General features: G+C 71.8%; 21 protein-coding genes. 12 read left to right on the forward strand and 9 right to left on the reverse strand.

Features of this window, described 5'->3' with window-relative positions:
- The 3 genes from atpD (at position 1) to HHX37_RS29200 (ending at position 2,352) form a co-directional block, all read left to right on the forward strand.
- Positions 1-1,428, forward strand: coding sequence for a F0F1 ATP synthase subunit beta (gene atpD, locus HHX37_RS29190; protein WP_138462208.1), 1,428 nt, complete (start codon positions 1-3; stop codon positions 1,426-1,428).
- 71 nt (positions 1,429-1,499) lie between these two features.
- Positions 1,500-1,901, forward strand: coding sequence for a F0F1 ATP synthase subunit epsilon (locus tag HHX37_RS29195; protein WP_117409063.1), 402 nt, complete (start codon positions 1,500-1,502; stop codon positions 1,899-1,901).
- A gap of 19 nt (positions 1,902-1,920) precedes the next feature.
- Positions 1,921-2,352: a DUF2550 family protein gene (locus HHX37_RS29200; RefSeq protein ID WP_117409062.1), complete on the forward strand. Its 432-nt coding sequence runs from the start codon at positions 1,921-1,923 to the stop codon at positions 2,350-2,352.
- 40 nt (positions 2,353-2,392) lie between these two features.
- Here HHX37_RS29200 and HHX37_RS29205 read toward each other — a convergent pair whose 3' ends face one another.
- The 3 genes from HHX37_RS29205 to nucS form a co-directional block, all read right to left on the reverse strand.
- Complete coding sequence (locus HHX37_RS29205) at positions 2,393-2,992, reverse strand: cob(I)yrinic acid a,c-diamide adenosyltransferase (protein ID WP_117409061.1); 600 nt, start codon at positions 2,990-2,992, stop codon at positions 2,393-2,395.
- 29 nt (positions 2,993-3,021) lie between these two features.
- Positions 3,022-3,630, reverse strand: a complete 609-nt coding sequence (locus HHX37_RS29210) for a TetR/AcrR family transcriptional regulator (protein ID WP_117409060.1) — start codon at positions 3,628-3,630, stop codon at positions 3,022-3,024.
- Between the two features lie 426 nt (positions 3,631-4,056).
- Positions 4,057-4,731, reverse strand: coding sequence for an endonuclease NucS (gene nucS / locus HHX37_RS29215; RefSeq protein ID WP_117409059.1), 675 nt, complete (start codon positions 4,729-4,731; stop codon positions 4,057-4,059).
- A 206-nt stretch (positions 4,732-4,937) separates the two neighbouring features.
- Between nucS and HHX37_RS29220 the strand changes: the two genes are divergently transcribed.
- From HHX37_RS29220 to HHX37_RS29230, 3 genes are all read left to right on the forward strand, one after another.
- Positions 4,938-5,255 (forward strand): ATP/GTP-binding protein, encoded by a 318-nt coding sequence (locus HHX37_RS29220; RefSeq protein WP_117409058.1) that lies wholly within the window; start codon positions 4,938-4,940, stop codon positions 5,253-5,255.
- A gap of 21 nt (positions 5,256-5,276) precedes the next feature.
- A complete protein-coding gene (locus tag HHX37_RS29225; RefSeq protein ID WP_138462205.1) occupies positions 5,277-5,981 on the forward strand; it encodes an alpha/beta hydrolase in 705 nt (234 codons plus the stop codon).
- A gap of 109 nt (positions 5,982-6,090) precedes the next feature.
- Positions 6,091-6,861, forward strand: coding sequence for an alpha/beta fold hydrolase (locus tag HHX37_RS29230; RefSeq protein WP_117409056.1), 771 nt, complete (start codon positions 6,091-6,093; stop codon positions 6,859-6,861).
- 282 nt (positions 6,862-7,143) lie between these two features.
- Here HHX37_RS29230 and HHX37_RS29235 read toward each other — a convergent pair whose 3' ends face one another.
- Together HHX37_RS29235 and mce are read right to left on the reverse strand one after the other, a co-directional pair.
- The gene (locus HHX37_RS29235; RefSeq protein ID WP_117409055.1) at positions 7,144-8,448 is read right to left on the reverse strand and encodes a DivIVA domain-containing protein; all 1,305 of its coding nucleotides are present in this window, start codon (positions 8,446-8,448) and stop codon (positions 7,144-7,146) included.
- Positions 8,449-8,634: 186 nt separating this feature from the next.
- Positions 8,635-9,057, reverse strand: a complete 423-nt coding sequence (gene mce, locus HHX37_RS29240) for a methylmalonyl-CoA epimerase (protein ID WP_117409054.1) — start codon at positions 9,055-9,057, stop codon at positions 8,635-8,637.
- A gap of 95 nt (positions 9,058-9,152) precedes the next feature.
- Between mce and HHX37_RS29245 the strand changes: the two genes are divergently transcribed.
- Positions 9,153-10,346, forward strand: coding sequence for an acetyl-CoA C-acetyltransferase (locus tag HHX37_RS29245; RefSeq protein WP_182882718.1), 1,194 nt, complete (start codon positions 9,153-9,155; stop codon positions 10,344-10,346).
- 18 nt (positions 10,347-10,364) lie between these two features.
- A complete protein-coding gene (meaB, locus tag HHX37_RS29250) occupies positions 10,365-11,384 on the forward strand; it encodes a methylmalonyl Co-A mutase-associated GTPase MeaB (RefSeq protein WP_182887526.1) in 1,020 nt (339 codons plus the stop codon).
- 117 nt (positions 11,385-11,501) lie between these two features.
- Here the strand turns inward: meaB and HHX37_RS29255 are convergent, their stop codons facing one another.
- Together HHX37_RS29255 and HHX37_RS29260 are read right to left on the reverse strand one after the other, a co-directional pair.
- Positions 11,502-12,233, reverse strand: coding sequence for a DUF4230 domain-containing protein (locus tag HHX37_RS29255; RefSeq protein ID WP_310738285.1), 732 nt, complete (start codon positions 12,231-12,233; stop codon positions 11,502-11,504).
- A 129-nt stretch (positions 12,234-12,362) separates the two neighbouring features.
- Complete coding sequence (locus tag HHX37_RS29260; protein WP_182887527.1) at positions 12,363-14,201, reverse strand: hypothetical protein; 1,839 nt, start codon at positions 14,199-14,201, stop codon at positions 12,363-12,365.
- 420 nt (positions 14,202-14,621) lie between these two features.
- Between HHX37_RS29260 and HHX37_RS29265 the strand changes: the two genes are divergently transcribed.
- The gene (locus HHX37_RS29265; protein WP_244302225.1) at positions 14,622-15,167 is read left to right on the forward strand and encodes a MarR family transcriptional regulator; all 546 of its coding nucleotides are present in this window, start codon (positions 14,622-14,624) and stop codon (positions 15,165-15,167) included.
- Positions 15,168-15,326: 159 nt separating this feature from the next.
- Here the strand turns inward: HHX37_RS29265 and HHX37_RS29270 are convergent, their stop codons facing one another.
- Positions 15,327-17,057 carry a S8 family serine peptidase gene (locus tag HHX37_RS29270; protein ID WP_310740585.1) on the reverse strand — a complete coding sequence of 577 codons (1,731 nt, stop codon included), beginning with the start codon at positions 17,055-17,057 and terminating at the stop codon, positions 15,327-15,329.
- Between the two features lie 188 nt (positions 17,058-17,245).
- Between HHX37_RS29270 and HHX37_RS29275 the strand changes: the two genes are divergently transcribed.
- The gene (locus tag HHX37_RS29275; RefSeq protein ID WP_182887528.1) at positions 17,246-18,916 is read left to right on the forward strand and encodes an acyl-CoA mutase large subunit family protein; all 1,671 of its coding nucleotides are present in this window, start codon (positions 17,246-17,248) and stop codon (positions 18,914-18,916) included.
- Positions 18,917-18,946: 30 nt separating this feature from the next.
- On the opposite strand, the gene HHX37_RS29280 is transcribed toward HHX37_RS29275, so the two are convergent.
- On the reverse strand, positions 18,947-19,453 hold the full coding sequence (locus tag HHX37_RS29280; RefSeq protein WP_182876658.1) for a DinB family protein: 507 nt from the start codon (positions 19,451-19,453) through the stop codon (positions 18,947-18,949).
- Between the two features lie 127 nt (positions 19,454-19,580).
- On the opposite strand from HHX37_RS29280, the gene HHX37_RS29285 reads away from it, so the two are divergent.
- Both HHX37_RS29285 and HHX37_RS29290 read left to right on the forward strand, forming a co-directional pair.
- Positions 19,581-20,492 carry a tetratricopeptide repeat protein gene (locus tag HHX37_RS29285; protein ID WP_182887529.1) on the forward strand — a complete coding sequence of 304 codons (912 nt, stop codon included), beginning with the start codon at positions 19,581-19,583 and terminating at the stop codon, positions 20,490-20,492.
- A 241-nt stretch (positions 20,493-20,733) separates the two neighbouring features.
- Positions 20,734-22,143, forward strand: a complete 1,410-nt coding sequence (locus tag HHX37_RS29290; RefSeq protein ID WP_182876656.1) for an NAD-dependent malic enzyme — start codon at positions 20,734-20,736, stop codon at positions 22,141-22,143.
- Positions 22,144-22,200 lie beyond the last annotated feature (57 nt).

Consider the following 22,200-nt stretch of genomic DNA (forward strand, 5'->3'; position numbering starts at 1 on the left):
ATGACCGCACAGACTGTTGAGACCACCGTGGGCCGTGTCGCCCGCGTCACCGGTCCGGTCGTCGACGTGGAGTTCCCCGTCGAGGCCATGCCGGACATCTACAACGCGCTCACCGTCGACGTCGACCTCGCCGGCGAGACCAAGACCCTGACGCTGGAGGTCGCCCAGCACCTCGGCGACAACATCGTCCGGGCCATCTCCATGCAGCCCACCGACGGTCTGGTCCGCGGCGCGGCCGTCACCGACACGGGCGTCGCGATCTCGGTGCCGGTCGGCGACTCCGTCAAGGGCCACGTGTGGAACGCCCTCGGCGAGCCGCTCGACGCGGACAAGGCCTCCATCCAGGTCAGCGAGCGCTGGCCGATCCACCGTCCGGCCCCGGCGTTCGACCAGCTCGAGGCCCGCACGGAGATGCTGCCCACCGGCATCAAGGTCATCGACCTGCTCACGCCGTACGTGAAGGGCGGGAAGATCGGTCTGTTCGGCGGCGCGGGCGTCGGCAAGACCGTTCTGATCCAGGAGATGATCCGCCGCGTCGCGCTGAAGTTCTCGGGCACCTCGGTGTTCGCGGGCGTCGGCGAGCGCACCCGTGAGGGCAACGACCTCTGGCTGGAGATGGAGGAGGCGGACGTCCTCAAGGACACCGCGCTCGTCTTCGGTCAGATGGACGAGCCCCCGGGCACCCGTCTGCGGGTGGCGCTGTCCGCTCTGACCATGGCGGAGTACTTCCGCGACGTGCAGAAGCAGGACGTGCTGCTGTTCATCGACAACATCTTCCGCTTCACCCAGGCGGGTTCGGAGGTCTCCACGCTGCTCGGCCGCATGCCGTCCGCCGTGGGTTACCAGCCGACCCTCGCCGACGAGATGGGCGTGCTCCAGGAGCGCATCACCTCCACCCGCGGTCACTCGATCACCTCCATGCAGGCGATCTACGTGCCCGCGGACGACATCACCGACCCGGCCCCGCACAACGCGTTCGCGCACCTCGACGCGCAGACCGTGCTGTCCCGGCCGATCTCGGAGAAGGGCATCTACCCCGCGGTGGACCCGCTCGACTCCTCCTCGCGGATCCTCGACCCGCAGATCATCGGTGACGAGCACTACGCGGTCGCCCAGGAGACCAAGCGGATCCTGCAGAAGTACAAGGAACTGCAGGACATCATCGCCATCCTGGGCATCGACGAGCTCTCCGAAGAGGACAGGGTCACCGTTCAGCGGGCGCGCCGCATCGAGCGGTTCCTGTCCCACCCGATGTACGCCGCCGAGGCGTTCACCGGCCAGCCGGGCGAGTTCGTCCCGCTGGACGAGACCATCGCCTCCTTCAAGGGGCTGTGCGCCGGCGAGTACGACCACCTGCCCGAGCAGGCCTTCTTCATGGTCGGTGGCATCGAGCAGGCCATCGCCAAGGCGAAGGACCTCGAGCGCTAGGACACCTTCGGCGCCTGCACGGCCCGGCGTCCGCCGGGCCGTGCAGGCGTCCGTCGAAAGGGAGCTGAGAAGTGGCAAAGCTTCGCGTGGGCGTCGTCTCGCCGGAACGTGAGCTCTGGACGGGCGAGGCCGACATGGTCATTGCCAAGACCGTGGACGGCGAGATCGGTATTATGCCGGAACACGCTCCCGTGCTCGGCGTCCTCGTCGAGGGCGGGGTGCTGCGCGTCAAGCGCGACGGCGACGCCGACCTCGTCGCGGCGGTGCACGGCGGGTTCATCTCCGTCGCCAACAACGACGTGTCGATTCTGGCGGAGACGGCCGAGCTCGGCTCCGAGGTCGACGTCGCACGGGCCAAGGACGCGCTGCAGCGTGCGCAGGCCTCGATCGAGGCCGACCAGGAGGACGCGGACGCGCGGCACCAGGCCAGGCGGGCGGCCGCCCGGCTGCGGGCCGCCGGCGAAGAGGTCTGACACGGCAGAGGAGGCGGCAGTGGCGGCGCTTGAGGTTCTCACGGGCGTTGTCGCCGTGCTCGCACTCCTCGTCCTCCGGGGCTTCGCCCTGGCCAGGGCCCGGGGCACGATCGTCTGCCGGGTACGCGACGGCCGGGGAGGCTGGAAGAGCGGGGTCGCCCGCTACGTAGGGGGAGAACTCCACTGGATCCCGTTCCTGGGACTCGGCCTGAGGCCGCGCCACGCGATCGCGAGGCGCGGCCTCACGGTTTCCAGCCGGAGGATGCTCGGCTCGGGTGAGGGGCCCGCCGGCTACTGGACCGTCGTCTGCTCGACGGACCGCTCGGCGGCGAGCGCCACCCGGCCCGTCATGGCCGGCCCGCTGTGCCTGGCGATGAGCGAGGACGCCCTGACCGGCTTCCTCGCCTGGCTGGAGTCCGCCCCGCCCAGCGCCCATCTAGACGCGGCTTAGAATTGCCGCGCCTCCGGCGGCGCGCCCCTCGATGAGCGTGCTAGCGGGTGGCGCCGGGCTTCCAGAGGACGTCGTCGCCGGCGGAGGCCACGCGGCACAGGATGAACATCAGGTCCGACAGGCGGTTCAGGTACTTGGCCGTCAGGGGATTGACGTCGTCGTGGGCCTCCAGCGCCGCCCAGGCCATCCGCTCGGCCCGGCGTACGACCGTGCGGGCGAGGTGGAGGAAGGCCGTGGCGGGGGCCCCACCGGGCAGGATGAAACTACGCAGCGGCTTGAGGGTCGCGTTGAAGCGGTCGCACTGTTCTTCGAGCCAGACGATGTAGGACTCCTCCACCCGCAGCGGGGCGTACTCCTGCTGCGTGGGATCCTCCGCGACGGGGTTGCACAGGTCCGCGCCCACGTCGAACAACTCGTTCTGCACCCTGCCCAGCACCGCCACCACGTCCTGCGGCAGGCCGCCGGTGGCCAGGGCGACCCCGATCGCCGCGTTGGCCTCCTCGACGTCGGCGTACGCCGCCAGGCGGGCATCGGTCTTGCGGGTGCGGCTCATGTCGCCGAGGGAGGTCGTGCCGTCGTCGCCCGTACGGGTGTAGATCTTGGACAGGACGACGGGCTTGTCGTTGTCGGCTCGGGTCATGCCGCTCAGCGTAGCCGCCGTCCGCCGCCTCAGTAAGCGGAGGCCGCCTGGGATCCGTCCGCGGCGAAGGTGCGGCGGAAGATGAACACGCAGGTCTCGACGAGCTCGTCCGTGGGCGGAGCCGGGTCGGTCAACACCCACTCGATGAGCAACTCGGTGATGGCGCCGATGAGCCCGAGCGCCAGCAGGTGAAGGTCCAGGGGAGGCGTACGGCCCGCGCCCCGCGCCGAGCTTTCGATGATTTTCGTGAAGGCGGCCACGGCCTGCTGCCTGGCGCCGCTCAGCACGTTGCCGGCTCGCCGTACCTCCAGGTGCATCACCCGGGCGCGCCGCACGTCCGCGGTGACGAAGCGGACGTACTCGGCGATGCCCGCGACGATGCGGTCGTCGAGCGTCGGCGGGGCCTTCTCGATGGCCTCGCCCACCGAGGTCAGAGTCTCCTCGATGCACCGGTCATAAACCGCCCGCATCAGGTCCTCGCGACTGGAGAAGCATTCGTAGAAGGCGCGGTTCGAGATACGCGCGGTCGCGCAGAGCCGCTCGATGGTGGTGGAGTGGAAGCCGGGGTGCGCGAACAAGGAGTAAGCGGCTGATATGAGCCGTTCCCGCCTGTCTGCCAGCCTTTCGGCAGCCGACATCCCCCGATAGTCCCTTCCCGCCACTCTTCACCTCGCGCTCTCCTCGTCCCCCAGAACTCCCCATTATGAACGCAAGATCCTTTTAGTGGAAGTGCTGGGAATTAGCTGATTTGGGAACATGCTAAACCGGCCGAATGGCTTGACATAAGCATCAATCCTCACGACTATTAGCAATAGGTGTGAACCGGTACAGATGCAATTGCATCTGCGATTTCGGACCGTTCGGGGGCGAGGCGGTCGTCATCCCCGCGGCGAGCGGCAGCCGTGACCCGCCGCGTGCCGTCCCGGGGACGCGCCGGGACTGGGCCCGCCGCACGTCGATCGCCCGTCTCACCTGGGCCGGGCAGGCCCGTGGCGAGACGGGGTGTGGAGCTGGAGGAACGTGACGCCGGCTTCGCCGGTCTTTGCGAAGTCTCTGGAAAGTATCTAGAAAAGAGTGGGGTTCTCCGGCTCGATGCCGCGCAGGGCGTCGTAGTCGAGCGTGACGCAGTCGATGCCGCGGTCGGTGGCGAGCACGCGTGCCTGCGGTTTGATCTCCTGGGCGGCGAAGATCCCTTTCACCGGCGCCAGACGCGGGTCGCGATTGAGCAGTTCGAGATAGCGGGTGAGCTGCTCCACGCCGTCGATGTCGCCGCGCCGCTTGATCTCCACGGCCACCGCGCCGCCGAGGTGGTCGCGGCAGAGGATGTCCACCGGCCCGATGGCGGTCATGTACTCCCGGCGCACCAGCGTCCAGCCGTCCCCGAGCGTGGTGATGTGCTCGGCCAGCAGTTCCTGCAGGTGCGCCTCGACGCCGTCCTTGCGCAGCCCCGGATCGATGCCCAGTTCGTGGCTGGAGTCGTGCAGGACCTCCTCGATGGTCAGCACCAGCTTCTCGCCGGTCTTGCCGTGCACCACCGACCAGGTGAGCACACCGTCGATCGTCTCCTCGCGGACCTTGCAGGGCGGGTTCATCCAGTTCAGAGGCTTGAACGCCCGGTCGTCGGCGTGGATGGACACGCTGCCGTCCGCCTTCATCAGGATGAGCCGGGGCGCCATGGGAAGGTGAGCCGTCAACCGCCCCACGTAATCGACGCTGCACCGCGCGATGACCAGCCGCATGAGCGCCAACCCTATCGGGCTTCCGGAGGGCCGGAGCCGTTCTGCGGAACCGTCCGCCGGGGCGCGACGTGTCCGCGCCGTCGCCCGGTCGTCCCGGCGTGACCGATGCGACGAGCATCCCGGCGTACGCGCGTGAACCGGTGCTGGAAGAATGGAGTGAGATCTCCCGTTCCGCCTGACATGAACGCCCCGGAAGGACGCCCGCCGTGAGCCCCCGCCGTGCCCGCCGCCGCGGCCCGTTCGAACGCCCGGACGGCCGCGCGGCACGACCGGTCGGCGCTTCGGTTCCGGGCGTGGACCGCGTGGAGAGCGCGCCGGACGGGGAATGGGTCGTCCGCAACGTCTCCGGCGTCACCCAGGGCAAGGCCTACCGGTGTCCCGGCTGCGAGCAGGAGATCAGGCCGGGGCTGCCGCACGTGGTGAGCTGGCCGGCGTGGTCCGGGGGCGAGGACGAGCGGCGGCACTGGCACACCGCGTGCTGGCGCAACCGGGTCAACCGCGGCCCGGGCCGCAGCCGCTACTGACACGACGTATACGAGGTGGGAATGGACATCAGGGCCTCCACGGTGCTGCCTGCCCGGCGCGAGGACATCGAGCTGCACACGGCGGACGGGCTGACCCTCGTCGGCGAGCTGGCGATGCCCGAGACCGGCCCGCCGGTGGCCACGCTGGTCTGCCTGCACCCCCTGCCCACCCACGGCGGCATGATGGACAGCCACGTGCTGCGCAAGGCGTCGTACCGGCTGCCCGCGCTCGCCGGCATCGCCGTGCTGCGTTTCAACACGCGCGGCACGACCTCCGACCGGGGCACCTCGCAGGGGGCGTTCGACGGGGGAGAGGGGGAGCGGTGGGACGTGGCCGCGGCCCTGGAGTACGCCGACTTCCACGACCTGCCGAACCCGTGGCTGCTCGGCTGGTCCTTCGGCACCGAGCTCGCGTTGCGCTGGGGCCGCGACCCGCTCGTGCGGGGGGCGATCCTGCTGTCGCCGCCGCTGAAGCGGGCCGGGGACGAGGACGTCGCCGCCTGGGGCGAGTTCGGCCGCCCGCTGGTCGCCCTGGTCCCGGAGTTCGACGACTACCTGCGCCCCGAGGAGGCCGCGCTGCGGTTCGCCGCGGCACCGCAGGCCGAGGTCATCGGCGTCGAGGGAGCCAAGCACCTGTGGGTCGGCGAGCCGTACGTGCGCGTCGTGCTCGACGAGATCGTCAAGCGCCTGAACCCCGCCGCCGCGCCCCTGCCCACCACCGTGTGACCCGACGCCCGCGCGTGCGCACGCCGTCCGTACGCGGCGCACGCGCGCGCCAGGTCGCGAATCGGTGACGAAGGGCGGCCGGAGGTGTGCCGCGCGTTACCGTGAGCTGATGCAGCTCTACTCGCGATCCGCAGGAAGCGGCCTGCCTGTCGTCCTGCTCCACGCGTTTCCGCTGTCGTCGGCGATGTGGCTCGCCCAGCGGGAGGGTCTGGCGCCCCTCTGCCGGGTGATCACTCCCGACCTGCGCGGCTTCGGCGGCACGCTCCTCGGCGACGACGAGCCCTCGGTCGACGCGATGGCCGACGACGTGGTGCGGCTGCTCGACCAGGAGGGCGTCGACCGCGCGGTGGTCGGCGGCCAGTCGATGGGCGGCTACGTGACCATGGCGCTGTGCCGCCGCCACCCCGGCCGGGTGCTCGGGGTGATCCTCGCCGACACCAAGGCGCAGGCCGACCCGGAGCCGGTGCGGGCCAACCGGGAGCGGATCGCCGCCGCCGTCCTGGCGGGCGACACGGGCGTCCTGCTCGATGGGCTGCCCACGCTGGTCGGCGCGACCACCAGGGAGCGCAGGGGGATGGTCCTGGGGAGGGTCCGCGGTCTCATGCAGGCGGCGCCTCCCGCGGCGGTCGCCTGGGCCCAGCGGGCGATGGCCGCCCGGCCCGACGCGTTCGGCACGCTCCGGTCCCTGACGGTGCCCGCGCTGGTCGTGGTGGGCGACGAGGACGAGATCTCGCCGCTCGCGGACGCGCGGGCGATGGCGGAGGCCGTCCCGGACGCGCGGCTCGCCGTCATCGAGAAGGCGGGCCACCTGTCGGCCATCGAGCAGCCAGAGGCGTTCAACCGCGTGGTCGCGGAATTCGTGAAATCCCTCGCGCCCTGATCGCCGTCTGATCAGGCGTGCGTCTGCTCACCCGGAAGTCTGCTCAACCGGAACCCGGGAGTCAGTCCGGTCACGCGGAGCCCGGTCGTGTGGAGCCGGGTCACACGGTGTCCGGTCGTGTGGAGCCGGGTCACGCGGTGTCCGGTCACCCGGTGTCCGGTTACGTGGGCCCGGACACGCGGAACGGGGCCCGGCGGTGTCCGCCGGGCCCCGTTCGCTTAGCCGTCACTGTCACCTGGCCGTCGCGCGGCCGTCGTCGACTCCCCCGAATGTGCCGGTGATCTACTCCTGCCACCACTCCGAGTCGTCGTCGCTCTTCGCAGAGCTGATCGGCTCCGCCGGAGCGGCGGAAACGGCCGGCTTGTCCGCGATGGGCGGAGCGGCCGAGAGGGCCGGCTTCGCGGGAGCGGCGGCGACCGGCGCCGGCTCCGCCGCGTCCATGCCCGGCAGCGGAGCGCCGCCGAGCAGCTGGCGGAGCTGCGCGAGGTGGCTGGTGATGCTGTCGCGCTGGCGGGTCAGCTCGTCCACCTGGCGCTGCATCGCCGTACGGGTGCGCTCGGCCTCGTTCTTGGCGTCGGTCACTATCGTGTCGGCGCTGGTCTTGGCCTCGGCCACGAGCTGGTCGGCGTTCTTGCGCGCGTTGGCCAGCAGCTGCTTGGCGTGGGTGTCGGCCTCGCGGCGGGTCTGCTCGGCCTGCTGCGTGGCCTTGGCGGCGCGCTGCTCGGCGGTGGCGGCGCGCTGCTCGGCCTCGGCGACCAGCTTCTGCGTGTTGGCCTGGGCGGTGGCGTGCCGCTCGGCCTCCTGGCGCTCGGCGTCCTCGCGGCGGGCGGCGAGCTGGATCTCGAACTCCGCCTCGTCCTGGGCCCGCTTGGCCTCCGACTCCTCGAGGATCCGCTGCGCCTGCGCCCGCATCTCGTCCGCCTGGCGCTTCGCCGTGGTGAGCACCTCGTCGCGCTCGCGCTTGGTGGAGGCCCGCAGCTGGGCCACCTCGCGCTCGGTCGTGGTGCGCAGCTTGGCGATCTCCCGCTCGGCGTCGGCCCGCTTCTCCGCGACCTCGTGGTCGGCGGTGGCCCGGATCTTGGCCACCTCGCGCTCGGTCGTCGCGGTCAGCTCGTCGGACTCGCGCCGTGCGGTGGAACGGATCTCCTCGGCATCGCGCTCAGCGGTGCTGCGCATCTCCTCGGCCTCGCGAGCGGCCAGCGCCCGCTTCTCCGCCGCCTCGTTCTCCGCCGCGGCCCGCAGGTCGGCGGCGTCCACCTTCGCGGCGGCGCGGATCTCGTTCGCCTCCGACCTGGCCGCCTGCACCAGCTCGGTGGCCTGCTCCTCCGCCAGCCGCAGCAGCTGCTCGATGCGGGCGCCGAGACCCGAGTACGTGGGCCGCTCCTGCTCCTGTAGCTGGCGCTGGGAGTCGGAGAGCTCCCGCTGGAGCCCGCTGACCTGCTCCTTGGCCTGCCGCAGTTCGGTGTCGAGCGTCTTCAGGTGGTCGTGGACCTGGTGCCGGTCATAACCCCGGAGCACCACGTCGAATTCGCGGGAAGGGGCATCCTCGAAGAAGTTGTTGAGCTGGGCGTCGATGTCGGACTGCATGAGGCTCGATCCTGGTTGTCGAGACGGCTACAGGGGCCGGACGGGGGGGGGTCGGTTCCGAGGCGAGGAGCCGGTATTGGCATCCACGTCCGGTGATGAACGCCAGCGTACTCCGGTACTGCCGCGTTGGCGGCCCCCTCCGACTTTCTGCGCGACTTGTTACGTATGAACGTTTCTTGCGTTTACTTAACGCCTGGACGACTCAACAAGCTCGGTGAGAACCCCGCCCACGTCCTTGGGATGCAGAAACGCGATCGAGGCTCCCATCGAGCCGTGCCTGGGCCGCTGGTCGATCAGGCGCACGCCCTTCGCCCCGATCTCCTCCAGGGCTTTGGTGACGTCCGCCACGCCGTAACCGATATGATGCACGCCCTCGCCCCGCTTGGCGAGGAACTTGCCCACGGCTGTGTCGGGGTGCAGCGGCTCGAGAAGCTGGACGTACGACGCGCCCTGGTCGCCGTCGGCGACGTGCAGCATCGCCTCCCGGACGCCCTGCTCCTCGTTCACCTCCCGGCTGACCACGGTCAGCCCGAAGACCGACTCGTAGAACTCGATCTTCTCTTCGAGGTTGGTGCAGGCTACGCCCACGTGGTCGATTCGCAGGAGCATCGCAGGTCCCTTCGCCGCGCCCGAATCCGGGCGACCCAACTACTCCTGGGTATGGTGACACCGTTGCCCCCGATCTCGCAGTGGAGGGTCTCGAAATGTCTGGTTCCGTCATCGTCGCCGGAGCACGCACGCCCATCGGACGCCTTCTCGGCTCACTGTCCGGCCTGTCCGCCGTCGAACTGGGCGGGATCGCGATCAGGGCGGCGCTGGAGCGGGCGGGTGTCTCACCGGACCAGGTCCAGTACGTGATCATGGGTCAGGTGCTCCAGGCGGGCGCCGGGCAGATCCCCTCCCGCCAGGCCGCGGTGAAGGCCGGAATCCCCATGACCGTGCCCTCCCTCACCATCAACAAGGTCTGCCTGTCGGGCCTCGACGCGATCGCGCTGGCCGACCAGCTCATCCGCGCGGGCGAGTTCGACGTCGTCGTCGCGGGCGGCATGGAGTCGATGACGAACGCCCCGCACCTGCTGCCCGGGCTGCGCAAGGGCGTGAAGTACGGCGGCGGCGAGATCCTGGACTCGACGGCGTACGACGGCCTGACCGACGCCTTCGACCAGATCGCGATGGGGGAGTCCACCGAGCGTCACAACGCGAGGCTCGGCCTGACCCGCGAGGAGCAGGACGCCTTCTCCGCGCGTTCGCACCAGCGCGCCGCCGAGGCCACCGAGAAGGGCCTGTTCGACGACGAGATCGTCCCGGTGCCGCTGCCGCAGCGAAGGGGAGAACCGGTCCTGTTCTCGGCCGACGAGGGCATCCGCGCGGACACCACGGCGGAGTCCCTGGCGAAACTGCGGCCGGCGTTCACCGAGGACGGCACGATCACGGCGGGATCCGCCTCGCAGATCTCCGACGGGGCCGTCGCCGTGGTCGTGATGTCACGGGCCAGGGCCGAGGAGCTGGGCCTCGAATGGCTGGCCGAGATCGGCGCGCACGGCAACGTGGCCGGGCCGGACAACTCGCTCCAGTCGCAGCCCGCCAACGCGATCGGCCAGGCGCTGGCCAAGCAGGGGATCGGCGTGGACGACCTCGACCTGCTGGAGATCAACGAGGCGTTCGCGCAGGTCGTGCTGCAGTCGGCCAAGGAACTCGGCGTACCGCTCGACAAGATCAACGTCAACGGCGGCGGCATCGCGCTCGGCCACCCGATCGGCGCGTCCGGCGCCCGTATCGTGCTCACCCTGGCCCACGAGCTGCGCAGGCGCGGCGGCGGCCTCGGCGCGGCCGGCCTGTGCGGCGGCGGCGGGCAGGGCGACGCGCTGATCATCCGGGTGCCCGCGCCCGGCGCCTGACCGGGGAACGGAGCGAACGTGGACGTCCGGGAGCTGGCCGCCCAGGTGCGGCTGGGACGGCCGAGGGCGGTCGCCCGGCTGATCTCACTCGTCGAGAACGCCGCGGAGAACGTCGCGGAGAACATGGCCGGGAACGCCGCCGGTCCGGGTGGTGGAGGCGGGGCGGAGGCCGGGGGGACGAACCACGTCCTGCGCGAGGTCATGGCCGACCTCGCCACCGGCGCGGCCAGGCCGCACACCGCCCGGGTGATCGGCCTGACCGGCGCGCCCGGCGTCGGCAAGTCGACCTCGACGGGCATGCTCATCCGGGCGTTCCGCAGGCGGGGCAGCAGGGTGGGGGTGCTGGCGGTCGACCCGTCCAGCCCGTTCACCGGCGGCGCGCTGCTCGGCGACCGCGTGCGGATGCAGGAGCACGCGACCGATCCGGAGGTCTTCATCCGCAGCATGTCCAGCCGGGGCCACCTGGGCGGGCTCGCGTGGGCCACGCCGCAGGCGCTGCGGGTGCTGGAGGCCGCCGGCTGCGAGGTGATCCTCGTCGAGACGGTCGGCGTCGGTCAGGCCGAGGTGGACGTCGCCCGGCTGGCGGACACCACCGTCGTCATCCTCGCCCCCGGCATGGGCGACGGCGTGCAGGCCGCGAAGGCGGGCATCCTGGAGGTCGCCGACGTCCTGGTGGTGAACAAGGCCGACCGGGACGGCGTCCAGGCGACGGTGCGCGAGCTGCGGAACATGACGGGGCTCGCCGAGCCGCCGTGGCGACCCCCGATCGTCACGACGGTCGCCTCCAGGGAGGAGGGCGCCGACGATCTCATGGCCGTGCTCGACAAGCATCAGGCATACCTGGAGGAGTCGGGCGAGGGGCGCAGGCGGCGGCTGGCCCGCGCCCGCGACGAGATCGAGGCCATCGCGCTCGCCAGGCTCCGCTCCCGCTTCGCGGGGCTGCACGGCGACCGCCTGGACGTGCTGGCCGCGCGGTTGCTCGACGCCGGGACCGACCCCTACACCGCAGCCGACGACCTCATCGCCGCGCTGCACTGAGGCAGGCGCTCCGCGCATCGTGCCGCCGCGAACCTGGCAGGCCGTGCCTCGCGTCCGTGACGTGCCGCACGGCCCGCCGCCTCCCTCGCGACCCCCGCCGGAGCCGGGCCGCGTGGATCAGGGCTCGCCGGTGTACTTGATGGTGACGCTGGTGAAGCCGAGCGACTTCAGCATGCCCTCCATCATGGCCTTGGTGTTCTGGTCGGCCCTGGAACGCAGGTCGCTGGCGGCGGCGGCGTCGCCGATCTTGCGTTCGGCCAGGACGTAGAGCTCCTGCTGGTTCTGCGGCGAGGACGAGAGCACGTCGGAGATGCGGTCGAATATGCCCCGCTCCTGCGCGAACACGTACGACCGCTTGTTGTCGAGGTTCGGCTTCTCCAGCTCGGCGTGCGGCAGCCGTACGGTCACCGCTGTGCGGTCGGGGGAGACCGTGAGCGCGTCCTTCGGCAGGCCCGAGAAGTCCACGTACGCGTCAACGCTGCCGGCTCCGACGAACAGCGTCCGGCTGCCCTTGATCGCGTCGGGCAGGAACTTCGCGTCCTTCTCCAGATCGACGATCACCTGGAACTCGCCGGTCGCGGCCTCGAAGCGGCTCAGGTTCTGCACCGACCGCAGCAGCGCGGGCCCGCTCCTGTCGATGGTCTGATCGCCCAGCGGGTCGATCCAGGACCAGGTCAGGCGGGCGCCGACCACGAGCAGGGCGATCACGAGGAGCAGACCGGCGAGCACCCGCCAGCCGCGCCCCGGGCGGCGGGCGGGTCTCCCGGCGCCCGTCGTGGCGTCGGTGGCGGCGTCGGCCGTGGGGCCGGCGTCGGCCGGTGCGAAGGAGGGACGTGTCTGTCGGTCCACGGGTGGAATCTTCCCGGTATTTCGGCGATCTCACGCCGGGCAAGATCGATTCTCCTTTTCGCCGGTCTTCGGGCTCTCCCAAACTCCGTCTTCGGCCCGCCTCAACCAGGACGCCTCCCCGCCCCTGGATCAGGCGGGCGCCAGGAGGGCGGCGGGCACGTCCGTCACCTGGGGGGCCTCCTGCGAGTCCCCGGCGTCGCGACTGCCGGTGTCACGGGTGCCGGTGCCGTCGCGCCGGGGGCCGTCGTCCGTGCGCGGGGCGTCGCGGCCGGGGCCGGGGACGCGTTCCACGGCGCCGCGACGCTCGACGTGCCCAGGGGCATGGTCCGGCGGATCGCCGGGCCGCCGCCCTCCGGAACTCCTCTCGTCCGCCGGGCCCGCGTCGTGTGCCCGGCCGTGCCGCCCGGAGGCCGGGCCCCCCGAGGTCCCCGGTCGCGCGCTCTCGGAGTTCCAGGAGCCGGGCGGAAGGCCCCCGCCGGGGCCGCCGGCCGCACCGGGCCGGGTCCGCCCGCCGGAACCCCCCGCGTCGGCGGCGCCGTCCAGGCCCGCCGAACCGGCCCCGCCTGAACCAGCACTGCCCGGACCGGCACTGCCCGGACCTGTGCCGGGACCCGCGCCCCCGGGACCCGCGCCCCCGGGCCCCGTACCGGCGGACGGCGTCGCACCGGCGGACGGCGTCGCGCCGGCGTGCCCGGCCGGGGTGGGATCGACGGGATAAGGAGTCACGGCGGGGTTCACGGGCCGGGTGCCGCCCCCGAAGTGCCTGGCCTGCAGGCCGCAGGAGACGAAGTCGGAGTAGAACAGCCGCAGCCAGTCGTGCCGCTGGGCATCGGTCAGCTCCGAGAACCACAGGGCGGCGGCGTGCTGCTCGGGCAGGTTCCCCGGGGGCAGCGGATCGTTGCGCAGCCAGGCGACGACGATCGCCCGGTAGCCCTCCGCGACCACCCCGGAGCAGGGACGGGCCAGCCCGTCGAGGAACTCGCCGGCGGCCCGCTGGACGTACCCGGCGCCGAGATCACCGAGGTGGACGACCACGACACCCGGCGCCACCGGCCCGTCCTCGCCGGGCGCGCGCTGCTCGACCCGCTTGAAGGCGGCCGGGGTCCCGGCCAGCCGCGCCGCGAGCATGGTGAACATGCCCGCCAGGTCGGTCAGCCCGGCGCGCAGCGCCGGACGCACGCACACCGTGATGGGCCATTCCTGGCAGGCGTAGCGCTCGCTCGCCAGCGTGGTCCGCGGCTCGCTCACCAGCCGGGCCGCGCCCGTCCCGGCCGCCAGGACGGCGATGACCGCGGCGGCCAGCGCCAGCGTCCTGCCGGTCACCAGGGCGACCCACCCGAGGAACAGCGCGGCGCTGAGCCCCACCAGCCAGAGCGCCTGGTCCGCGTAGGCGGTCTCGCCGACCGTGAGCAGCTCGTACGGCTGCCGGGCGGCGGGGATGAGCCGGCCGGCCCAGTTGGGCCCCGTCGCCAGCAGGGTGAACACGCCGTACGTGCCCGCTGCCGCGAGCAGTGGGACGACGGTGACCGGCAGGAGCCAGCCCAGTATCCAGCCGACCATCACGTACAGCCCCAGGCCCGCGACGGACATGGCGAGGCCGCCGGGCAGCAGCGCGCCGCCCTGCCCGGTCAGCGCGGCGCGCAGGCCGAGCAGCAGGACGGTCGCCCCGAAGGACCCGGTCACGACCGCGATGATCGACAACGGCGCCCTGGCGGCCCGCCAGGGCGTCAGGACGCGGCCCTGCTCGGCGCGGCGCCTGCGCAGCGCCACCCACGCCGCGAACGCGGCGCCGACGGGCCCCGTCAGCCGCAGCGAGCCGATGACGGCCGCCACTATCTCGTCCCAGTCCATGAAACCGGGAATCAGGACGCTCCACGCGGCGACGAGCCCGAGCACGAGCAGCACGGTCCCCGCGACCAGCACGCCGTGTTTCAGCTCTCCGCGTGAACCGCCCCTGTGCTCACCCACAGCCGGGCGCGGCCCCCGGCCACGCCGTCGAAGTCCGGCGCGCATGCGGCGCCGGGACAGCAGTGCTGCCCATTGAGAATCTCCCCCGTGTCTGTGTGAGCGGTGTGCGACCCCGCGCCGTTCCCCGTGGCGCTGGTCCGCCGGCCGGCCCCGCCTCGCCTGCTCCGGGCCGGTGTCCCGGATCCCGTTGCCCGCGGCGGCCGGCTGATGACCGGCCGCTTCCCCTGCGGAGAGATCCTGTGACACCCGGTAGCAGACGGGGCTCCCCGTGCCGCCGGGTTTGCCGCCGCCTCACCTTTCGACGTGGCAACCATAACGGAGCGTGACCCTGCCGGGAGGAGTTCTGGGGTCAAGGAATCAGTCCGGTTACGCTGGGTGCCCCGGCCGATCATGGCCGGCGCCGCGCTACCGTATATCGCTGTGTCCGTTCCGCCCAGCTCAGAGCCACCGCCCGTGGCCGGTCCCCGGCCGCTCAAGCTCCCGTTCGACCCGATCGAGCGGGCCGCCGAGACCTGGCGCGCGACGTTCGGGCCGTCGTCCGCCATGGCCGCCGTGACTTCGATCATGAGAGCTCATCAGATCCTGCTGGCGCAACTGGACACGCTGCTCAAGCCGTACGACCTGACCTTCGCCAGGTACGAGGCGCTCGTGCTGCTGACGTTCAGCCGGACGGGGGCGCTGCCGTTGTCGAAGATCGGTGAGCGGCTGATGGTGCATCCCACGAGCGTCACCAACACGGTCGACCGGCTGGAGCGCGCCGGGCTGGTGCGGCGCATGCGCAACCCGCGCGACGGCCGCGGGGTGCTCGCCGAGATCACCGACGAGGGCCGGGACATCGTACGGCGGGCCACGGACGACCTGATGAACGCCGGTTTCTGCCTGGGCATGTACGACGACGCCGAACTGGGCGAGATGTTCGGCCTGCTCCGGACGCTCCGGGTCGCGGCGGGCGACTTCAGCCCCTGACCCCGTCTCCTGGCCCGGCTCCTGCACCCAGGCTCCCTGACGAGGCCCTCTCACAAGGCCCCATGACGTGGACGGGCCCCGGCCGCCGGCGGCCGGGGCCCGTCAGGGCGGGCCGGTGGCGCGCCCGCGTGTCACGGGCGCGCCACCGGCCGGCGATGGTCAGTGGCCGACGGCGTGGAGGGCGTCGACGATGCCCTTGCCGTAGAAGCCGTTGCCGGCGGCGGTGCCCTCGCAGACGTGCGTGGCGGTCACCGTGCTGCCGCTCGGCAGGTTGCGGGTGTAGGTGTACGCGGGCGGGTTCGGGCAGGCCGTCTTGGTCGCCGTGCCCTTGAGGATCGCCTCGACCCTGTCCGGGGCCAGGGTCAGGCCGCCGTGGGCGCGGTCGTGCCGGCCGTACCGGCTGACGATCAGCGCCGCGACGCCGGCCGCGCGTGGCGAGGCCATCGAGGTGCCCTGCAGGTACTGGTAGTAGGCGCAGGTCGAGCCCTTGCAGTCCTTCACCACGTAGTCGACGGTGGGGTCGCCGTTCGCGTCGATCTCGCCGTTGGCCACGGCCAGCGCCTTCGGGTAGGCGGACAGGGTGGCCTTGCTGACGTCCCGCGTGTTGCCGGGAGTGTCGTAGACGTCGCCGCCGGGCGAGGCCACGTCGATGTAGCCGTTGCCGTAGCTGGAGTAGTAGGCCTTCCGCTTGCTGATGCCGGTGGAGGACACCGAGATGACGTGCTCGGCCTCGGCCGGCAGCGAGACGCAGGACGCGGGGATGGTCCGGGTCCTGGCCGCCTGGCCGGGGAAGGTGGCGTAGTCGGGGCTGGTCGCGTCGACGTTGGTCTTGGTGTAGTCGATCGCCTCGTTGCCGGCCGCGCCGACCAGCGTCACCCCGTGCGCGTGGGCGTAGTCGATCGCCCGCTGGGTGGCGGCGATGTAGAGCCGCTGCTGCGCCTGCTCCTCGGGGGTGTCGGCCGGGTTGTCGGCGCAGTTGAACAGCCACGGGTCGATGTAGTAGCTCATGTTCACCACGTCGACGCCGACGTCGCCCGCGTACGTGAGGGCGTCGATGGTCGGCTGCAGGAAGAAGTAGCCCGAGTCCTGGCCGGCCCGCAGGTTCACGATCGTCACCTTGGGCGCGACGCCCGAGATGCCCAGCTTGTTGATGGGGGAGGCGATCGAGGAGGCGACGTGGGTGCCGTGGCCGTCCTCGTCAACGTCGTTCGGGTCGGTGCAGGACCCGTCGGGGTCGTCCTCGCACGGCCCGTCGATCTCGGTGCCGTTGGCGTCCGCGGGCACGTCGACGGTGAAGTTCCGGCTCAGCCTGCGGTCGAAGTTGGGCGCGATGTCGGGGTGCGAGCCGTCGACGCCGGTGTCGAGGATGCCGACGAGGACGCGCTTGTCACCCTGCTCGTACCTGTGCGCCTCGTCCGCGTGGATCTGCTTCATGTCCCACTGCAGGTCGGCGAGCGGCTCGTCCTTGACGTTGCGGCCCCACTTGGGACCCTTGGCGCCCCGGCCCTCCCTCTCGACGGCCTGGTTCCTGGCGGCCCGCGAGGCGGCCTTCCGCGCGGCGGCGGACGCCTTGGCGTCGTCGGGCGCGCTGCCGATCACCCGGTTGGCGGCGACGCCCTCGATGGCCGCGGCGCCGGCGAGGGCCTTGGCGAAGCCGGCGTTCGTGCTGCTGACCGTGGCCACGCCGACCTGGGTGTTCACCTTCACCACGCTGCCGCCGGCGGCCTCGATCGCCTTTTGGGCGTCCGCCGCGGACGTGCCTTCCTTGTACAACACCACGTACTCGGTCTGGGTCGCCGATCCCGTGGCCGCCGGTGCGGCCTGCGCGGGTACGGCAAGGGTTGCCGCCACCATCGCCGCGGTCGCGGCGACGACTGTCAAGCGGTTCACATCCACCTCCGTGTGGACCTTCAAGGGCGGTGACCATATTTGAAGATTTCCGCGCGCTGTCAAAGGCCTGTTGGATTTCGCGACCAACGTGTGACGTGACCTTGGTGGAACCGGGGAGTCAGGCTGTGGTGGCCGAAATTACTAGGACGTCCTAGTATTCGGAGAGGAGCGACGACCGGGGAGGACGCATGCAGCCGGATGAGCCGATCGAGGCGGGGCGGGCCCGCTGGCAGGCGCGGTACGACGCCGCCTTCAAGCGCGACCGCGAGTTCCGGACCCTGTCGGGGCTGGAGGTGGACCCCGTCTACGGCCCGCCCGGTGCGGACCCCCGGTTCGGGCGCATCGGGTGGCCGGGGGAGTTTCCCTTCACCCGGGGCCTGTACGCCACCGGCTATCGCGGCCGTCCCTGGACGATCCGGCAGTTCGCGGGGTTCGGCAACGCCCGGCAGACCAACGAGCGCTACAAGATGATCCTCGGCGCCGGGGGCGGCGGCCTGTCGGTGGCGTTCGACATGCCGACGCTGATGGGCCGCGACTCCGACGACCCGCGCTCGCTCGGCGAGGTGGGCCACTGCGGCGTCGCGGTCGACTCGGCCCTCGACATGGACCTGCTGTTCGACGGCATCCCGCTCGGCGAGGTGACCACCTCGATGACCATCAGCGGGCCGGCCGTACCGATCTTCTGCATGTACGTGGTCGCGGCCGAGCGGCAGGGCGTGCCGGCCGGGCGGCTGAACGGCACCCTCCAGACCGACATCTTCAAGGAGTACATCGCGCAGAAGGAGTGGTTGTTCGCCCCGGAGCCGCACCTGCGCCTGATCGGCGACCTCATGGAGTTCTGCGCCGCCGAGATCCCCGCGTACAAGCCGCTGTCGGTGTCGGGCTACCACATCCGCGAGGCGGGGTCCACGGCCGCGCAGGAGCTGGCCTTCACGCTCGCCGACGGGTTCGGGTACGTCGAGCTCGGCCTGTCACGCGGACTCGACGTGGACGTCTTCGCCCCGGGGCTGTCGTTCTTCTTCGACGCGCACATCGACTTCTTCGAGGAGATCGCGAAGTTCCGCGCGGCACGCCGGATCTGGGCCCGCTGGATGCGCGACGTGTACGGCGCCCGGACGGAGAAGGCGCAGTGGCTGCGCTTCCACACCCAGACGGCCGGGGTGTCGCTGACCGCGCAGCAGCCGGACAACAACATCGTGCGTACGGCCGTCGAGGCGCTGGCGGCCGTGCTCGGCGGCACCAACTCGCTGCACACCAACGCGCTGGACGAGGTGCTCGCGCTGCCGTCGGAGAAGGCCGCCGAGATCGCGCTGCGCACCCAGCAGGTGATCATGGAGGAGACCGAGGTCGTCAACGTGGTCGACCCGCTCGGCGGCTCCTGGTACGTGGAGGCGCTGACCGACCGGCTGGAGGCGGAGGCGGAGGAGATCTTCGCCAGGATCCGGGACATGGGCGGCGACGGCACGATGACCGCCGGCATCCTGCGGGGCATCGAGGACGGCTGGTTCATGTCGGAGATCGCCGAGTCGGCCTTCGACTACCAGCGCAAGCTGGAGAAGGGCGACAAGCGGATCGTCGGCGTGAACTGCCACACCTCGACGGTGGAGGAGCCGCTGGAGATCCTGCGGATCGGCCACGAGGTCGAGGCCGAGCAGCGCCGGGTGCTCGCCGAGCGGCGCGGGGCACGGGACCGGCAGGCGGTGGACGCGGCGCTGGCCGCCCTGCGGAGCGCGTCGGGGACGGCCGAGAACATGATCCCGCCGATGCTGGCGGCGGTCAGGGCCGAGGCCACCCTGGGCGAGATCTGCGACGTCCTGCGCGAGGAGTGGGGCACCTACTCCGAGCCCGCCGCCTTCTAGCCGATTCCGGACACGCTCGGACGCCCACGCTCAGACGCCCACGGTCCCGTCGACGCCCTCGCGCAGGAGGTCGGCGTGGCCGTTGTGCCGGGCGTATTCGTGCATCATGTGCAGCATCACCAGCCGCAGCGACACCTCCTCGCCCCACCGGGGCTGGTAGGCGGTGACGTCGAGCGACTCGGCCGCCCGCTCGATCCTGCGGGAGTGCTCGACCTCCGCCTGCCAGGCGGCGAACGCCTCCGCGCCGGTGGACCCGCTCGCGTCGTACGCCGCCTGGTAGTCGCCTTCCGGCGACCAGACGAGCGGCACGTCCTCCTTGCCGATCACACGCCGGAACCACGTGCGCTCGACCTCCGCCATGTGCCTGACCAGGCCGAGCAGCGAGAGCGTCGAAGGCGGCATCGACGTGCGGCGCAGCTCCTCGTCCGACAGGCCCTCGCACTTCAGCGCGAGCGTGGCCCGGTGGAAGTCGAGGAACGCGCGCAGCATCTCGCGCTCACCGGCGACGCTCGGCGGGCCGATGCGTTCCACTGCCATGTCCTGCTCCCTTCGACGCGGCGATCCGCGCCGTTCACCCTATGACGGGCGCCGGGCCGCCCGGATCGCGGAGGAAGACAGCGAGGATGGCACGGATCACGCGGGAGAGTACGGCAGGATTAAGGGTATGGCAGCGGAGTTCTCTCGACCTGGATCGCTCTACGGCGCCGTGGACCTCGGCGCGCGCAAGCAGGCCCTGGAGGCCCAGGCGCGGCGTGAGGCCGCAGGTCCGTCAGGAGCCGCCTCGGCGGCAGTCATCGAGGTGACCTCGGCCACCTTCAACGCCGACGTGGTGGAGCGCTCGATGAGCGTGCCCGTGATCGTCGAGGCGACGATGCGCCGAGCCGAGCAGGTCCAGCAGTTCAGCGGGGTGATGGACAAGCTTGCCGCGGAGGCGGCCGGCGCGTGGCTGCTGGCCCGCGTCGACGTGGAGGCCGAGCCGCAACTCGCCCAGGCGTTGCGGATGCGCGCGGTGCCCACCGTCTACCTGGCCTTCCAGGGACAGCTCATGCCCCTGTTCGAGGGTCCGCTGCCGGAGGCGCAGCTCCGGCAGGCACTCTCGCAGGTGTTCGAGCAGCTCGGCGTCGAGGCGGCCGCGCCCGCGGACGAGTCGGACGAGCCGCCGGTCGACCCCGAGCTCCTGCGGGCGGAGCAGGCCGTCGAGAAGGGCGACCTGGACGCGGCGGCCGCCGCCTACCAGCGCCTGCTGGCCAGGTCGCCGGGGGACGAGGGCGCGAAGATCGGGCTCGCCGGGGTCGGCCTGCTGCGCCGCACGATGGACCTCGACGAGGCCGACGTGCTCGGGCGGGCCGCGGACGCCTCCGACGACGTCGACCTCCAGCTCCAGGCCGCCGACCTCGAAATGGTGAGCGGACGGGTGGACGAGGCCTTCGACCGGCTCATCGGGCTCGTGCGGCGCACCCGCGGCGCTGACAGGGACCAGGTCCGCGTGCACCTGCTCGGGCTGTTCGACGCGCTGCCCGCCGACGACCCCTCGGTCGTACGGTCGCGCAGGGCCCTCGCCAACGCCCTGTTCTGAGAGCGGCCGGCGGGACGGCGTTCCGGCGCCGTCCCGTTCCCGCCGCACACGGTCGTGGTTCCGGCGCCGCGCGGCACCCGGAGCGTGGGCTGAAACACCCGGCCGGAGATGGCACGATGGATAACACTCATGTGCCGCCCACGCCGGGGTGCGAGAGCGTGACCGCCACGCGGAGGCCGCGCGTACGGGAGCAGCCGGGCGGGCGCGGCCAGGCACCACCCCCGCAAAGGAGCGGATAGACGTGGCCACAGTGCCCAGCGTTTCCTACTCGATCACTGTGCGCCTCGAGGTGCCCGCGGGAGGCAAGGCCGTCAGCCTGCTGACCCACGCGGTGGAGAACGCGGGCGGCGTGGTGACCGCCCTCGACGTGACCAACGCCGGGCACGAGAAGCTCCGCATCGACGTGACGTGCGCGGCCAAGGACGCCGACCACGTCCAGGCGATCGTGGACAGCCTCGGCGCGGTCGAGGACGTGGTCATCCACAAGGTCTCCGACCGCACCTTCCTCATGCACCTCGGCGGCAAGATCGAGATGCAGTCCAAGGTCCCCCTGCGCAACCGCGACGAGCTGTCGATGGCCTACACCCCGGGGGTGGCGCGGGTCAGCCTGGCGATCGCGCGCAACCCGGAGGACGCCCGCCGCCTCACCATCAAGCGCAACTCGGTCGCGGTCGTCACCGACGGCTCCGCCGTCCTCGGGCTCGGCAACATCGGCCCCGCCGCCGCGCTGCCGGTGATGGAGGGCAAGGCCGCCCTGTTCAAGCGGTTCGCCGGCATCGACGCCTGGCCCATCTGCCTCGACACCCAGGACGTGGACGAGATCGTCGCGGCCGTGCGGGCCATCGCGCCGGGGTTCGGCGGCATCAACCTGGAGGACATCTCCGCGCCGCGCTGCTTCGAGGTCGAGCGGCGGCTGCGCGAACTGCTCGACATCCCGGTCTTCCACGACGACCAGCACGGCACCGCCATCTGCGTGCTCGCCGCGCTGACGAACGCGCTGAAGGTGGTCCGCAAGGAGATCTCCGAGGTGCGGATCGCGATGGCCGGGGCGGGCGCGGCCGGCACCGCGGTGCTGCGCCTGCTGCTGGCCGCCGGGGCGCGCAACGTCGTCGTCTGCGACTACCGGGGCGCGGTCCACCTCGGGCGTGACGACCTCGACGAGTCGCTCCGGTGGATCGCCGAGCACACCAACGCCGACGGGTACGGCGGCGACCTGCGCGGCGCGGTCAAGGGCGCCGACGTCTTCATCGGCGTCTCCGCCCCCGGAATCCTCACCGGGGACGACGTCGCGGCGATGGCGCGGGACGCGGTGGTGTTCGCGCTGGCCAACCCCGAGCCCGAGGTCTCCCCGGACGACGCCCGCGAGCACGCGGCGGTCGTGGCGACCGGCCGGTCCGACTACCCCAACCAGATCAACAACGTGCTGGCGTTCCCGGGCGTGTTCCGGGGGCTGCTCGACGCGCAGGCGGACGGCGTGACCCCGGAGATGCTGCTCGCGGCGGCCCGCGCGCTGGCCGCGGTGGTGAGCGCCGAGGAACTCGGGCCCAACTACATCATCCCCAGCGTCTTCCACCCCGACGTGGCCAACGCGGTGGCGGCCGCCGTACGGGAGTCGGCCGGAGGCCGGCCGCGCGGCTTCACGGAGGCCTGACCGCCGCCTGGTACCGACGGCGACGCTCCGGTCGCGTTGGGTCACATGCCGCGGCAA

The sequence above is a fragment of the Microbispora sp. H10885 genome, assembly GCF_014161415.1.
In the GTDB taxonomy this organism is placed as follows: domain Bacteria; phylum Actinomycetota; class Actinomycetes; order Streptosporangiales; family Streptosporangiaceae; genus Microbispora; species Microbispora triticiradicis.